Source organism: Leptotrichia sp. oral taxon 215 str. W9775 (assembly GCF_000469505.1).
Lineage (GTDB): Bacteria > Fusobacteriota > Fusobacteriia > Fusobacteriales > Leptotrichiaceae > Leptotrichia_A.
In genome coordinates, this window is record NZ_KI272860.1 from 36898 (window position 1) to 52096 (window position 15199).

A 15199-nucleotide genomic window follows, 5' to 3' on the forward strand; every position below is an offset into this window, starting at 1 on the left:
CAAAATATACACTCGGGACTGCTTTTATGTAAGCACCCCCTTTTTGTTGTTATTATAGAAAATTTATCATTTATTATAAATTCAGTTGAATAACATGCTGGAAGGAGGAACTATGCTGATTGGAAATAATGAAACAACAAAACTCATAGATAATTATGCAATAAATGATTTAGGAATTCCAAGTATTGTACTCATGGAAAATGCTTCCATTTCATTTATGAAACATATTGATATGAGCGTAAAAAATTACCTTGTTATATGCGGTAAAGGGAATAATGGAGGAGACGGGTATGCAATTGCCAGACATCTCCATTCAGCTGGAAAAAATGTAAATATATTCAGTTTGGGTAATGAAAATTTATCAAAGGATTGCCAAGTAAACTATGATATATGTAAAAATCTCAATATGAAAATATTTTCCGATATAAAAAAACTGGATAGCCTTCTTCTGGAATGTGATGCTATAATTGAAGGAATATTTGGAACAGGTCTAAATTCAAATATAGAAGGGATATATAAAACTGTAATTGAAAAGATAAATGATTATTCTCATAATAGAACTATCTATTCGATAGATATTCCTTCAGGAATTGATGGAAATAGCGGTGAAGTTTTAGGAACAGCTGTAAAAGCAGATAAAACAGTGTCTTTTGTCACTTATAAAAAAGCTTTCCTGAATATTGCCAATAAGGAGTTTTTTGGAGAAATTTTTATTGAAGATATAGGATTTAATACAAAAAATGTATATAATTTAGTTAATGAATATTATCTGACTGAAGAGTTAATTAAAGAAAAAATTATCAGTCGAAAAGAGGAGGCACATAAGGGTGATTTTGGAAAAGTCTTAATATTTGCCGGAAGCCGTGAATTTTCAGGAGCAGCTGCAATTGTTTCAGAAGCATGTGTGAGGGCAGGAGCAGGACTGGTTACTTTAATGACTTATGACAATACTTTTTCAGGAAATATTTCTTCCTCACCTGAATCAATGATACTGGAAATAGAAAATAAAAATATAGAAAACAGTTTCAAAAAAATAGAGGATATGGCTATAAATTCAGATGTAATTACAATAGGACCAGGAATAGGAAAATCTGAAAATTCTTTGCAAATTATGAAAAAACTGTTACAATATAAGAAAAATACAAAAGGGAAGACGATTAAACTTGTAATAGATGCTGATGGATTGAATTTACTTTCTGAAAATCCTGAATTATTTAAAGAAATTGAAAATCGTGCAGTGCTTACCCCACATACTATGGAATTTTCAAGATTAAGTGGTTTTTCACTTGAAGAAATCTCAGAAGATAAAAGAAAAAGTTTCAATAAATGCAAAAAATTTGCGACTGAGCATGGAGTTGTACTTCTTTTAAAGGGAAAAAATACATTAATAACAGATGGAATAAATGTATATATTAACAGCACCGGTAACTCTCATATGGCAAACGGCGGAATGGGAGATGGCCTTACAGGAATTATTTCTTCACTTGCAGGTCAGCATTATTCATTGCTGGAAAGTGCTAAAATCGGGGCTTTTTTACATGGATATATAGGTGATGCCCTTTTAGAAGAGCAATATATAATAAATATTTCACATATAGTTGAAAATATTCCAAAATATATGAAAAAAATATTCAAAAATAAAATATAACAATTTTAATATAAAAATTAGCAGATGATTAATCTAGGAAGTTGACGGTAAAAATGGAATCAAAAATAAAATTAATTGCAAAAAAATGCGAATACCTAAATGAAATAATTAAATTTAAGGGGTTACATTGCAACTTTCAAAAAAATTCAGAAGAATTGAAAAAGAAGGGAAACATTGTAATTTTAGGAAATTTTGATGGAGTTCACAAAGGTCATATGACAATTTTTAAAAATGCAATAGAAAGAGCAAAGGAAAAGGACTACAACACTGTGGTTTATACTTTTCGTGAATATCCTCAAAAGAAGTCTACCAGAATTACTACGCCTTCAGAAAAAGTAGAACTGATAGATGAAGTAGGAATTGATTACATTTATCTGGAAGAATTTGAAGATGTGAGAAATTATTCTCCTGAGGAATTTATTGAAAAGGTACTTGTAAATACTCTAAATGTTAAAGAAATCTACTGTGGCTTCAATTTTACATTTGGAAAGAATAAGTCTGGAAATATAAAAGTTCTGGATGACATAATTAGAGATAAATATAATAACAGTATTGTCATTAATGTCCAGTCTCCCGTTCTGGACAGTGAAAATGATATAATAAGCAGTACTCGTATTAGGGACTATATTGAAAAGGCTGATTTTGATAAAATTAGTGATCTTTCAGGGCATAATTTTATCATAATGGGAGAAGTTATTCATGGGAAGAAATTAGGAAGAACTTTAGGTTTTCCTACAGCAAATCTGGAATTTGATAATAAAGTGTATCCTGATTTTGGAGTGTATGGAGTGTATGTTCATATAGAAGGAGATGACAAGATTTATCATGGTGTAATGAGTATTGGTGAAAATCCTACAATAGAAGGTCATGGATTAAGTGTAGAAACTCATATTTTTGACTTTAACCGTGATATTTACGGAAAAATAATAATGGTTGAAGTTTTGGAAAAAATAAGTGACCAGATAAAGTTAAATTCCATTGATGAATTAATAGAAAAAATCAATGTTGATGCAATATTATGGAAAAAAAGAATAGAAGAGAAATATCATGATACAAGTAAAAATAGATAATTTTGAAGGCCCTATGGATCTGCTTCTGCATTTAATTGAAAAAAAACAGATGAAAATAATTGAAATAAATATTTCACAAATAATAGATGATTATCTGGAATACATCAATAAACATAAGGAAGAAAATTTAAAAATAAAAATTGAGTTTCTTATAATGGCAACAGATCTCATAGAGATAAAAGCTTACTCAATATTAAATCAGGAAAAGAAATTGGAAAGAATGGAAGATCTTGAAAAAAGAATTATTGAATACAAGATTTTCAAGGAAATTTCTGAATTATTTTCTGAACATGAAAAAGAATATAATATTCCATATAAAAAATCAGGAAGTCAGAATATTCAGGAAGTTTCTTTTGAATATGATATGTCAATGTTAACTCTTGATAACCTGTTGAATAACTTTAAAAATCTGATAAAAAGTGAAGACCGGAAACCAAAAATGGTTTTGAATCTGGAAGAGGAGTATTCTTCTGAAGAAGCATTTTCTGAAATACAGGAAATAATGGAAAATGAAGCTGAAATAGAATTTAACAGTCTTTTAAAAAATAAATTTACAAAATCAAGAATAGTAGTACTATTTTTGTGCGTGCTGGAATTATTTAAAAGTGGAGAAATTGATATTATTCCAATGGAAAATAATTTCTATATAAAAAAAATAAATTAAAATTGGAAAGGTAAAGCTAATGTTTAAATCAAGTTTTATTGTAATGATAATAAATATGATGAGTAGACTGCTCGGTCTAATTCGTGAAATGATAATTGCTAATATGTTTGGAGCAACCGGTTTAACTGATGCATACGTAAGTGCGACCAAGATTCCGAACTTCTTTACCACCCTTTTTGGAGAAGGCTCGATGGGAACGGTTTTCATTCCAATATATAATCGTGGACTTGAAGAAGAGGGAAAAGAGAGGATAAACGAATTTGTTTATTCGGTTCTAAATCTGATTATCACCTTTACATCTACAATGTCAATAATTATTATTGTATTTTCGCGGCAAATTTTAAAAATAACAACCGGATTTGCTGATGCACAGAGATTTGAAACAGCAAATAACCTGTTAAAGATTACAGCATTTTACTTTTTATTTATTGCTTTGTCAGGTGTAGTGTCATCGCTGCTGAATAACTATAAAAAGTTTGCTGTGGCGGCTTCCATGGGAATTGTTTTTAACCTTACAATCATTATTGGTACAATAATTTTAGGAAAAAAAATGGGAATTTATGGACTTGGAATTTCATATTTGCTTTCAGGAGTATTGCAGCTAGCAATTATGCTCCCGGATTTCTTTAAAATAATGAAAACATATAAGTTCACCTTTAATCTTAATGACAAATATGTAATTGAAATGTTTAAGCTTATGATACCAACATTAATAGGTATTTTTGGATATCAGATTAACGAGATTATTGATAACAGATTTGCAACAAAGCTTTCTGCAGGAACTGCAAGTGCTTTAAACTATGCAAGTAGATTATATTTATTACCAATTGGAGTATTTGCAATATCATTATCGGTTGTAATATTTCCGACATTATCTCAGGCGGTAGTAAAAAACGAAAGAAAGAAAGTAAAGAGGGTAGTAGAGCAGGGGTTAAATATGCTTTCATTCCTGATTGTTCCATCAACTGTAATTTTATATGGTTATGCAAGGGAAATTGTTACATTAATTTATAAAAGAGGTAACTTTTCTGATAAGAGTGTGATAGTAACTACTGAAACATTACAATTTTATGCATTGGGATTACTCTTTTTCTCAACGATTCATCTGCTTACAAGAAGCCATTATGTGTATAAGGATCGTACGATTCCGGTAATATCTTCCTTTATTAGTATTGGATGTAATATATTGCTAGATAACCTGTTATATAAACAATATGCTCATAAAGGACTTACTTTTGCAACATCATTTGCTGCATTTGTAAATTTCACTATTTTGTTTATATCCTTGAATAAGAGGCATATTAAGATAAATAATCTAAAATATATCGTTTCATTGATTGTAGCTTCCAGTTTTTCAATGGCTGCATTTCATGTATCAAGATATATTAATATAGCACGATTAGGAAAATTTGGAATTTTAGTCAACGTACTGGTATTTGCAGCTGTATATTTATTTTTATGGGGAATTATATTTGCTATAAAAAGAATGTTACTGCCTAACAAAAAGAAAAAGAAAAAATAGAAATATAAACAGTAAATTTATAGAAACATGATTTAATATAACTTATTCTGAAATTATAAGTTTTAAATCATGTTTTTTATTACAGAATAGAAGAGTAGCAGTATATTCATATATTTTTAACTAATATAAGTTTACTTTACAACTCAAATATAGTTAGTTATAAACTTGTTTTGAATTTATATAGTAAAAAAAATTATAGTTTATTTTTAAAATACTTTTTTGTTTATTTGATAGAGTCCATTCTGGTTTACAAATAAACAAGCTACTCTATAAAATGAAAATAAAAACTGCCAGCTATGCATTTAACTGGCAGGAAATATGTTTTAAAATCATCATTTAAATAATATTTTTAACTGTAATATTCAAAATCAAGTATATCTTTTTTTATATCTTTTATAATATGTTTTAATATTTTTTCAGGTTTTGTCTGTATGAGAAGAAAAATTCTGGCTAAAATTTTTCCTATAAATACTTTTCCTGTCTGATTAATTTCATTTAAAGTATATTTTTTTAAGAAGTTAGTCAAATCATTTTCTTCAAATATAGAATTACTTATTGACACATTTGAAAATCTTTTATCTGAAATAATTCTTTCATAAATAGTAAGTCCTTTACTAACTTTTTTTCCTTCTGATTTTTCAGCAGGAGTAGCCTTTGAAAACTGATCATAGATTTCTGCATAAAGCATATCATTTGGACCTTCAAAAATAGTAAATGGCCTGAAATCGATTGCGACATTGCTCACTGGATGGCCAGCTTCAAAACCTTTGGCTCCTAAAAGTTTCTGTGCTTTTCCGGCAGCATCATAAGTATATTCAGTAGCTAGACTCTTTATAATATTAGCTTCCATTAATTTATCAGAAACTGACTTTTCAGGTGAAACATTATTACATGTGTAATCATACATAATCTGAGATATTCCATACACTGTTTCAATATCAGAGATTTCCTTCTGAACAAACGGAATTTCCTTTCTTGCATATTTACCTATATTTTTAACAATATATTCCATAACTCCATGAGTCATTCCTACAAGCTGAAGACGGCTTCTTATAAAAATATTCTGAAATTCCCTTAGGCTGTTTGCTTTGCTTTCTGAGAGCTTCATAACATATTTTGAAGGAATATCTGCATCAATGTGATTGATGGCATATCTGACAGCTTTAAGCCCCTCAGAATTTAATACATCATAAGTTATATATTCCCTAGGAACAAAAATAAGGCTTATAACTTTTGAAAGATTTCCATCTTTTCTTTCCTTGGCGGCAATTAACAGAAAATCACTCTGGGAATTTCCTTGCCAGTATTTATCAGCTTTTACGTGAATAGTATTTTCATCTATATATTCGTAATAAGATTGCATTTCCTTAGCAATGGCTGATCCTGAAGTTTCAGGCTCTGTTATGGCAAGACCTCCACCTTCTCCATTAAATATAAGCTCAAGCCCTTTTTCTATCTGTTCTGGAGTTCCATATTCAGTCAGTGGCTGTAGTACAAGTGCCCCTTCAATACCTGTACGTAGTGTGACAGGAACCCCATAATTTCCTGCAATTCTCAAAACTTCCTGGATTTCAAACTGACTTTCCTTACGTCCGCCTAACTTTTTAGATAAAAAAGGGAGTAGAAGTCCACATTTTTTTATATTAAGCCATTTATTTTCTGAAAGATAGTTCATCAGATTTATTTTTTCGATATTTCCATCAGAAAAGACTTCATTAAATGCCTTTTTTATATTAGATAAAAACTCTTCAGTATTCATTTTTAACAAGTTTTCATTTATAAATTTATTCATTGAATCCTCCTATAATATAGTATATATTTGTATATAGTAATTATATAACATGTGTCATTATAGCACAAATCTCAAATTTTGACAATTTTTCATGCAAATTATATAGGAGCATAAGAAGAAAAAAAGACCTAGGCTATAAAGCCTAAGTCTAAAAGGAGTTTATGAAGAAAAAAGTATATTGCTTTTGGTCATGATTAGTGTAGCATTTTACAGTTAGTTTCCAGTTTGGAAAATATTTGTTTTACATTTGGGGAAAAGTAGTATTTTATGGTATTTTTATAGAGGGTTTAACATCAGAGAGTAAGTAATTTAAACTTCTTATTTTTTAAATTATATACATAACATACATTATCGGACTTATAAAAATGAAAAAAATTAGACATATAAAATGTAACTAATTTATTACAAATTATATGTCTACTTCTTTTTACTATATCTATAATGAATATTTTTCTCCTTCAGAAAATCTAAATTATTTATTGAAAATGCTGTCTGTATAAATCTATAATTTTTTATATTCCTGTAATCAGAAACCACAATAAAATAATTCATATTTTCTATCTGTTTCTGATAATAATGTTCCTTGCGTGACTTTGATTGTTTTGTAACATGATCAGGATCCTCCAGAACCTCCTCAATTATTTCCAGTGTTATTTCAGGATGTTTAGCTTCAATGTGATTATAAAACTGTTCTTTTTCAAGTATTATTTTCTGATGGAGCCTTCCTTCGAATTCATATGTTTCAATTCGTTTTCCAGTTTTTGTATATCTTATTTTTTCTTTCAAATTTTCTCTCTCCATTTTTAATTCTTTTATTTACTTGTGTCATATCCTTTTTAAAGTCCGATAATTTAATTTTAAATTATATCTTTTTGTTTGCACCTGGTAAATTAATCTTATATTTAATAATGAGCAATCTTATGCATAAACTTGCTGTAAATAGTAAAATTGTTGTTGAAATCTTCATAAAATGAAGATCTTTTATCATTATATGATATAGCATTCCTGTTCCAAAAGCCAATACAGCATATATATCTTCCCTAAGCACTGCTGGAACTTCACTTACCAGCATATCTCTTATCACTCCCCCACCGGCTCCGGTCAATGTTGCCAGAATTGCAGTAGTTATAAGATTCTGATTCAATCCTATTCCTTTTTCTGCTCCTATTATTGCAAAGGCAGAAAGTCCAAGTGAATCAAAGATAAGATTGGCTACATATATAATTCTGTATCTTCGTCCATTTTTTCTTTTGGATTTTTTAATTGATCTTCTGAACTTTTTCATAAATACGTATAATATAGCAGTTGTAATAATTGATATATACAATCCTTCCGGATTGATAAGGGTTGCTGGAACTTCATTTAACAGTATATCTCTTATAATTCCTCCGCCACATGCAGTCATTGTTGCAAGAAGTGTCATTCCAAAAATATCCAGCTTATATTTTATTCCCTTTAAAGCTCCTGATGCAGCAAAAGCTATAGTTCCAAGATAGTTACATATAATTAAAAAAACTTCAAATTCTGAATACATTTTCCCTCTCTTTTCATAGTTTATATAATTCCTGAATTAATTCCTGCGGAAGTTTTCTCCGTAATTTCCATAAAATGGTCATAGGCTTGTCCCCAAAACTTCTGTAATAATCAGCCTGTCCCAAATATATAAAAGGATTAGTCTTATTTCCATTCATAAATGCATATTTTCTTGCAAATATATGAACTTTCATATTTTTTTCCCTATGCTTTATAAACATCTGCCCAACGCTGGATGAATGGTAAGTCTTAGGCTGACTTATCCATTGTATTATTTCATCTGAATGCAGAGAATTGTCATATTTTAAGTTTTCCTGCATAATATGGGATTTATCATTTGTAATAAAAAGACATATATCCTTTTCAGTATTTGCATAACCTGCACGCCATGTCCCTTTTGGAACTTTGGAATCAAGAAGAATCTGCAGATCAATACGTTTATATTCCTTATGAGTTATTAATACATTATCATTAAACTCTTCAATATCATTTTTCCTGAATTCATTTAGTCCAAGGTTTATTAAATCATTTAACCTTTTCTCAAAATTCTTATCTTCTTCGTAAAAAATATCTTCATATTTTTTTGAAATTTTATATCCATATAAATCAGCTTCAAGAATTTCATCTTCAATAAGTTCATTAAAAATTCTTTCCGGTAAATAAAAATTTTTAAATTTATCTTTTATTGAAAAATACTTTTTGTATTCGGATAATAAAATTTCAGAATTTATATATTTATTTCTTAAATTTTGGCCTTCATATTTCGATTTTAAGAAGAATTTTACAGTTAAGTAGGTAAATGGTTCGCACAATCTTATTTTCTTCTCCATATAAGCCAATAAATCTGTTTTAGGATTTTTCATCCGATAATATTTTATAAAGTTGTCATTTTCAAACTGAACTTGTGCTTCATAAAAGGATCCCACCTTAGTCACCAGTTCTACAAATAATTCTATGTTAGAATCAAAATCTGAAATCTCTAAAAATTCTTCAGGTGACTTTCCAATATCATTTTTAAATTCATTGTACATTTCCTTTAAGATATTTCTCGAATTAAAATTTATTTTCTCTATTTTATCAATAATTCTTTCCTGACATATTCTGTCAAGTTCAATATATGATGCACCTGGAATATTTGAAAACTGATTTTTAATCTGCTCTATTATTTTTTCCTTTTTTTCATAAAGAAAACTTTTATTATGAATTTCATCTGAAAATACCTTTGTTATAAGATAATCCTTCTTATGATTTCCAATAAAATCAATAATCGTGACAAAATCTTTTCCTGCTGATTTTCTAAGCCCTCTTCCAATCTGCTGTATAAATACTGTTGAAGATAGGGTTGGCCGTAAAAACAGCAATAAATTTATATCTGGAATATCAATTCCTTCATTTAAAATATCAACTACACACAATATCTCTATTTCTTTATTTCTGAAACTTTCTAAAATTTTAGACCGTTCGGTCAAATTTGTTTTAGATGTTAATAATTCTGATTTATAATCTTTTCTCAAAAATTCATTTTTCATATATAATGCGTGTTTTATATTCTGACAGAAGGCTATTCCACTCATATATTTTCCATCATATCCAAATTTTTTCATTTTTTCGACTATATAGTCAGTTCTTATGGAAACAGACAAATCTTTTGAAAGTTTTTCTTCATCATATTTTCCATTTCTATATGGGATTTTCTCATAATCTACCGTTATATCGTTTACTCCAAAATAATGGAAGGGAACTATCAAATCCTTTTCCATGGCTTTTCTCATTCCCATTTCCCCCACAAGATTGTAATCACATAATGCAAGAATATCTTTTCCATCCATTCTTTCAGGCGTTGCTGTTAGTCCCAGTAGAAAATCTGATTTAAAATAATGTATTATTTTTTCATAACTTGAAGCACTTGCATGATGAAATTCATCAACAATAATATAGTTAAATTTATCTGAGGTAAAATCTTTATAACAATTTCTGAGGGACTGGATTGATGCGAAAATCATATTATGCCCTACTTCTTTATTTCCGCTGAAAATCCTTCCAAAATTTTCTTTCTCTATATGTAATATATCAGAAAAAACTCTTATGGCATTATCCAGAAGTTCTTCCCTATGTGCGATAAATAGGAAACTTGAATTTTTTCTGTTCTTAAAGAATTCTTTTACATCCATTGCTGCAAGATATGTCTTCCCTGTTCCTGTAGCTGCCACAACAAGTCCTCTGTTATTCCCAGATTCCCTTGTGTTTTTTAATTTTTCCAGAATTTCTATCTGCATACTGTTAGGAATAAACTTTTTCTTTTCTGTCTGTATTTTTCTATAATCAAAAGTATTCTGAGGTCTATTTTTTTCCCTATACTCTTCGTATTTTCCAACAAAATCCTCTGTCAATTCTATAGCTTCATTACTGTTCCATAGTTTCTGAAACTGATTAAAAGACTGATTATAAATATCAAAGAAGTCATTATCTGTAAGCTTTACATTCCATTCTTCCGCTGAATATAAAGCACTCTGGCTTATATTTGAAGAACCGATTATACATTTATGATATTTTTCCTTCTCAAATAAGTAAGCTTTTGTATGAAAACTTTCATTGGAATTATTATATATCTTTACTTTTATATTTTTATACGAAAGCAGTTTACGTAATGCTTTCGGATCAGTTATGTTCAAATACACTGAAGTTATGATTTCTCCTTGAATTCCCAAAGCTTCCAGTTCATCAAGAGTGCTTATAAGCAGCTGAATGCCTGAATATTTTATAAAACTTACTATAAAATAAAACTTTTTACAAGTCATCAGTTCATTTTTCAAATGTACAAAAAAATTCATAAATTTGGCTTTTTCATTGATTATCAGTTCATTAAGTCTTCCATTAAATGATACTGTTTCATCTATTCTGAGAGGAACTTCAAATTTTCTTCCTGTATTTTCTTCAACGTAGGAAAGTGCCTCCTGATAGGCATTTTCATTTATAAAACTAGAAATATTTTTTGAAAAATATTCTAAAATTTCAAACTTTAATGTTTCAGGATAATTTTCTGCATTGATAACAATTCCATTTTTATTACTTTTTTCATTTAAAATTCCCATTTAACTTACTCCAAATTTATGAATTTAATTATAAAATTTTCCAATTTCTAGTCTTTTTTTAAAAACTCTTCAACTCTAGGCTTTCCAAAAGGATTTTTAGTCATTTTATAAAATACCCTGAAGGTAATCAGTACATCATAAAGACTTTCATGGAGCTGATCTTCATTCATTGGCACATTATAAAACTTAGCACATTCCATCAGTTTAGGCCATTTATATGTTCCATAATTGGGATTTATCCCTGCTTTGACAATATCTATGTTTTCCATCATTGTATCAAACTGATTTTTCAATGGAAAAGGAATAAAACTACGGTCAAATTTTATGTTATGGGCTACAAAATGATTTGTATCCTGACAATATAGGAAAAACGAGTCTATATCCTCCTTAAATGTTAAAGGATAATTTGTTCCCTGTCTTCTTGAGCTTATAACCTCATCTGTTAGACCATGGACATTTACTGCTCCAAAATCAATTGGTTCCCCTTCATTTCTAAAATAAAACCTGTTGTATTCTGATACTTTAGTCCATTCATTTTTTTCAAAATTATAATTTACTTTTATTGCTGAAATGGATAAAACGGAACTTCCAATTTTTCCATTTGTCTCCACATCAAAAAATATTATATTTCTGTCCATTAAAACCTCTTTTCCCAAAATTTAACTTATGAAGCTGAATTTAATCATTTAATTTCAATACTGAAAGGAATGCCTCCTGAGGTATCTCAACATTACCAATAGCCTTCATACGTTTTTTCCCCTCTTTCTGCTTTTCAAGCAGTTTCTTCTTACGTGTTATATCCCCACCATAACATTTTGCAAGTACATTTTTTCTAAGTGCTTTTATTGTTTCCCTTGCTATTATCTTAGTTCCAAGTGCCGCCTGTAAAGGTATTTCAAACTGCTGTCTTGGAATAACTTCCTTTAACTTTTCAACGATTGAACGTCCTCTGTAGTAGGCATTATCCTTATGAGCTATAAATGAAAATGCATCTACAGGATTTCCACTTACAAGAATGTCTACTTTTACAAGATCAGATTCCTTATATCCTATCATTTCATATTCAAATGAAGCATATCCCTTTGTTCTGGATTTCAGCTTATCGTAGAAGTCAATTACAATTTCAGCCAATGGTAAATCATAGCTTATCATTGTACGTGTATCATCAAGATAACTCATATTAAGGAATATTCCTCTCTTTTCCTGACAAAGTTCCATTACATTTCCTACATAATCTTTTGGAACAATAATAGTTCCCTTTATATAAGGTTCTTCTATATACTTTTTACCTGCAGGAAATTCAGCAGGGTTATCTATAACTATCATTTCTCCTACTTCAGGTGTCACATGATACTTAACTGAAGGTGCTGTCGATATAAGGTCAATGTTAAATTCCCTTCTCAGTCTTTCAACTATTATTTCCATATGAAGTAGTCCTAAGAAACCACATCTGAATCCAAATCCTAAAGCAAGTGATGTTTCCGGAACATAAGTCAGTGAAGCATCATTAAGCTGCAATTTTTCCAACGCTTCCCTCAAATCCTCATAATCATCGGTAGATATTGGATAAACTCCGGCAAATACCATGCTTAGTGCAGGTCTGTATCCTGCAAGTGGTAAATTTGTAGGATTTTTTACATGCGTAATTGTATCCCCAACCTGTGTATCCTTTATTGACTTTATTCCTGTAATAATATAACCTACTGACCCTACTGTCAGTTCCTTTACTTCCTTCATTTTAGGTGAGAAAATTCCAACTTCAAGTATGTCAAATTCCTTGTCTGTTGACATAATCTTTATTCTGTCACCTTTAGCCAGTTTTCCTTCCACTATTCTTATGTAAGTAATTACTCCCCTGAAATCATCATAATGCGAATCAAATATAAGAGCTTTTAGCGGAGCATCTGCATCTCCTTTAGGCTCTGGAATATATTCAACTATAGCTTCAAGAAGATCTTCAATACCTATTCCAGTTTTTCCTGATACAAGTACTGCATTATCTGAAGGTAATCCGATAACATCTTCAATTTCCAGTTTTACTCTGTCAGGATCTGCTGACGGTAAATCTATTTTATTTATAACTGGTAATATTTCCAGATCATTTTCAAGTGCAAGATATACATTTGCCAATGTCTGTGCTTCAATACCCTGAGCCGCATCCACAACCAGAAGTGCTCCGTCACATGCGGCAAGCGATCTTGAAACTTCATAAATAAAGTCTACGTGACCTGGTGTATCTATAAGGTTTAATTCATATGTTTCCCCATTTTTGGCATTATAGTTAAGGGTTACTGCCTGGGCCTTAATTGTTATTCCTTTTTCCCTTTCAAGATCCATACTGTCAAGTACCTGATCCACCATTTCCCTCTGAGTGACAGTTCCTGTTATTTCCAGCAATCTGTCTGCAATAGTTGATTTCCCATGATCTATATGGGCAATTATAGAAAAATTACGTTTATTTTTTTGATTTGACATTTTATACTGTTTCCTTCCATATATCAATTCTATTTTTTTATTTCCTTTTATTATATAATAAATTTGCTTTTTTTCCTAGTGTTTATAAGAAAATATTTACTAAATTTATACAAAAAATTTCTTTTTAATAAAAAAAATTTGTTTTCTCTTTAATTTTTCTTACATTTGTATAATTAATTGTTGTAATTTTTTCAAAAATACATTATAATAAATAGAAAAAATTTGAGAGGAGAATATTTAATGTTTAAAGAATTTAAAGATTTTATTTCTAAAGGAAATGTAATGGATCTTGCTGTTGGGGTTATTATAGGGGCCGCTTTCGGTAAAATAGTAACTTCACTTGTTGACGATATGATAATGCCTATTTTGGGAATTATATTAGGAAAAATTAATTTCAGTAATTTAAAAATTGTTATTACACCTGCTTCAGGTGATACTCCTGAAGCTGCTATATTATATGGTAGTTTTATTCAAAATATAGTAAATTTTTTGATAATGGCTTTTGTTATTTTCTTAATGGTAAAATTAGTTAATAAACTAAAAAAACCTGCAAAAGAAGAAGAAGCACCTGCTGTAGAAGTTCCTACAAAAGAAGAAACTTTACTTGCTGAAATAAGAGATATCTTAAAAAATAAGTAGTACTTAAATATAATAAAAAAGAGATATATTGACTGTTAAATTAGTTTATATATCTCTTTTTATTTTTAGTAATAACTTAATTATTCAAACTCTATCCCCTGATCCATTGCGGCAAAAATACAACCACAGTAACACTGTCTGTAAACATCGTATTCCTTACACATTTCAATAGAACGGCTATATCCGTTGTTTTTCTTAAAATCTGAAGGCAGATATTTTACATCAAATATTTCCTGTATTTCAAGACCAAGCGTATTAATCAGCTGGCTATTTTTCTTAGGACTCAGTGTAAGTGCACTTCCAAAATAATCATAACCTAAATCCTGAGCCTTCTTTGCAACAATATCAAGCCGCATCTGAAAACATGAAGTACATCTGGCACCGCCTTCTTTTTCCTCTTCCAGTCCCTTTACCTTCTGAAAAAAACTCGCAGGATTATACTCATCTTCGATAAAACCTACATTATTTCCTGTTTTCTCATTAAAGTTATCGATAAATTCCTTCTGTACAAGAGCTCTTTTCTCATATTCAGCTTTAGGATGAATATTGGAATTGGCAAAAAGTACAGTGACATCGGCATATTCTGAAAGAAATTCAAGAGTATATGTACTGCATGGCGCACAACAGCTATGAATAAGTATTTTGGGCCTTACTTCGCTTTTTTTCCAGTCATCAACTAGTTTAGTCAATATTGTATGATAATTTATTTTCTGGTTTGGATTCATTCTTTCTAGAATTTCTTTTGCATCTTTTATATTTTTTTC

At 29.5% G+C, this 15199-nt stretch carries 12 protein-coding genes; 5 read left to right on the forward strand and 7 right to left on the reverse strand.

Annotated elements, in window-relative coordinates:
- Positions 1-112: 112 nt before the first annotated feature.
- Genes HMPREF1984_RS07120 through murJ form a run of 4 tightly spaced genes read left to right on the forward strand, consistent with a single transcriptional unit; the run spans position 113 to position 4904 of the window.
- Positions 113-1648 carry a bifunctional ADP-dependent NAD(P)H-hydrate dehydratase/NAD(P)H-hydrate epimerase gene (locus tag HMPREF1984_RS07120; RefSeq protein ID WP_036100143.1) on the forward strand — a complete coding sequence of 512 codons (1536 nt, stop codon included), beginning with the start codon at positions 113-115 and terminating at the stop codon, positions 1646-1648.
- A 53-nt stretch (positions 1649-1701) separates the two neighbouring features.
- Positions 1702-2718, forward strand: coding sequence for a riboflavin biosynthesis protein RibF (gene ribF / locus HMPREF1984_RS07125; protein WP_021767277.1), 1017 nt, complete (start codon positions 1702-1704; stop codon positions 2716-2718).
- Positions 2696-3382: a ScpA family protein gene (locus tag HMPREF1984_RS07130; protein WP_021767278.1), complete on the forward strand. Its 687-nt coding sequence runs from the start codon at positions 2696-2698 to the stop codon at positions 3380-3382. The genes ribF and HMPREF1984_RS07130 overlap by 23 nt, the downstream gene beginning before the upstream one ends.
- A gap of 19 nt (positions 3383-3401) precedes the next feature.
- On the forward strand, positions 3402-4904 hold the full coding sequence (murJ, locus tag HMPREF1984_RS07135; RefSeq protein ID WP_021767279.1) for a murein biosynthesis integral membrane protein MurJ: 1503 nt from the start codon (positions 3402-3404) through the stop codon (positions 4902-4904).
- A gap of 349 nt (positions 4905-5253) precedes the next feature.
- Here murJ and HMPREF1984_RS07140 read toward each other — a convergent pair whose 3' ends face one another.
- The 6 genes from HMPREF1984_RS07140 to lepA form a co-directional block, all read right to left on the reverse strand.
- Positions 5254-6696, reverse strand: a complete 1443-nt coding sequence (locus tag HMPREF1984_RS07140) for an acyl-CoA dehydrogenase family protein (protein WP_021767280.1) — start codon at positions 6694-6696, stop codon at positions 5254-5256.
- A 417-nt stretch (positions 6697-7113) separates the two neighbouring features.
- On the reverse strand, positions 7114-7482 hold the full coding sequence (locus tag HMPREF1984_RS07145) for a helicase (protein WP_232219695.1): 369 nt from the start codon (positions 7480-7482) through the stop codon (positions 7114-7116).
- 76 nt (positions 7483-7558) lie between these two features.
- Positions 7559-8230, reverse strand: coding sequence for a trimeric intracellular cation channel family protein (locus HMPREF1984_RS07150; protein WP_021767282.1), 672 nt, complete (start codon positions 8228-8230; stop codon positions 7559-7561).
- Between the two features lie 13 nt (positions 8231-8243).
- A complete protein-coding gene (locus tag HMPREF1984_RS07155) occupies positions 8244-11321 on the reverse strand; it encodes a DUF3427 domain-containing protein (protein ID WP_021767283.1) in 3078 nt (1025 codons plus the stop codon).
- Positions 11322-11368: 47 nt separating this feature from the next.
- On the reverse strand, positions 11369-11959 hold the full coding sequence (locus HMPREF1984_RS07160; RefSeq protein WP_021767284.1) for a 3'-5' exonuclease: 591 nt from the start codon (positions 11957-11959) through the stop codon (positions 11369-11371).
- Between the two features lie 40 nt (positions 11960-11999).
- Positions 12000-13796, reverse strand: coding sequence for a translation elongation factor 4 (gene lepA, locus HMPREF1984_RS07165; RefSeq protein WP_021767285.1), 1797 nt, complete (start codon positions 13794-13796; stop codon positions 12000-12002).
- 240 nt (positions 13797-14036) lie between these two features.
- Here lepA and mscL point away from each other — a divergent pair, with 240 nt between their 5' ends.
- Positions 14037-14435 (forward strand): large-conductance mechanosensitive channel protein MscL, encoded by a 399-nt coding sequence (gene mscL / locus HMPREF1984_RS07170; protein WP_021767286.1) that lies wholly within the window; start codon positions 14037-14039, stop codon positions 14433-14435.
- A gap of 80 nt (positions 14436-14515) precedes the next feature.
- Here mscL and HMPREF1984_RS07175 read toward each other — a convergent pair whose 3' ends face one another.
- Complete coding sequence (locus HMPREF1984_RS07175) at positions 14516-15160, reverse strand: epoxyqueuosine reductase QueH (protein WP_156894264.1); 645 nt, start codon at positions 15158-15160, stop codon at positions 14516-14518.
- Positions 15161-15199: the final 39 nt, after the last annotated feature.

Bases quoted from the DNA above. Each gene is read 5' to 3' on its own strand.
- HMPREF1984_RS07155 (WP_021767283.1), bottom strand. From the start codon at position 11,321: ATGGGAATTTTAAATGAAAAAAGTAATAAAAATGGAATTGTTATCAAT.
- ribF (WP_021767277.1), top strand. From the start codon at position 1,702: ATGGAATCAAAAATAAAATTAATTGCAAAAAAATGCGAATACCTAAAT.
- HMPREF1984_RS07175 (WP_156894264.1), bottom strand. From the start codon at position 15,160: ATGAATCCAAACCAGAAAATAAATTATCATACAATATTGACTAAACTA.
- murJ (WP_021767279.1), top strand. From the start codon at position 3,402: ATGTTTAAATCAAGTTTTATTGTAATGATAATAAATATGATGAGTAGA.
- HMPREF1984_RS07160 (WP_021767284.1), bottom strand. From the start codon at position 11,959: ATGGACAGAAATATAATATTTTTTGATGTGGAGACAAATGGAAAAATT.
- HMPREF1984_RS07140 (WP_021767280.1), bottom strand. From the start codon at position 6,696: ATGAATAAATTTATAAATGAAAACTTGTTAAAAATGAATACTGAAGAG.
- HMPREF1984_RS07120 (WP_036100143.1), top strand. From the start codon at position 113: ATGCTGATTGGAAATAATGAAACAACAAAACTCATAGATAATTATGCA.
- HMPREF1984_RS07150 (WP_021767282.1), bottom strand. From the start codon at position 8,230: ATGTATTCAGAATTTGAAGTTTTTTTAATTATATGTAACTATCTTGGA.
- lepA (WP_021767285.1), bottom strand. From the start codon at position 13,796: ATGTCAAATCAAAAAAATAAACGTAATTTTTCTATAATTGCCCATATA.
- mscL (WP_021767286.1), top strand. From the start codon at position 14,037: ATGTTTAAAGAATTTAAAGATTTTATTTCTAAAGGAAATGTAATGGAT.
- HMPREF1984_RS07130 (WP_021767278.1), top strand. From the start codon at position 2,696: ATGATACAAGTAAAAATAGATAATTTTGAAGGCCCTATGGATCTGCTT.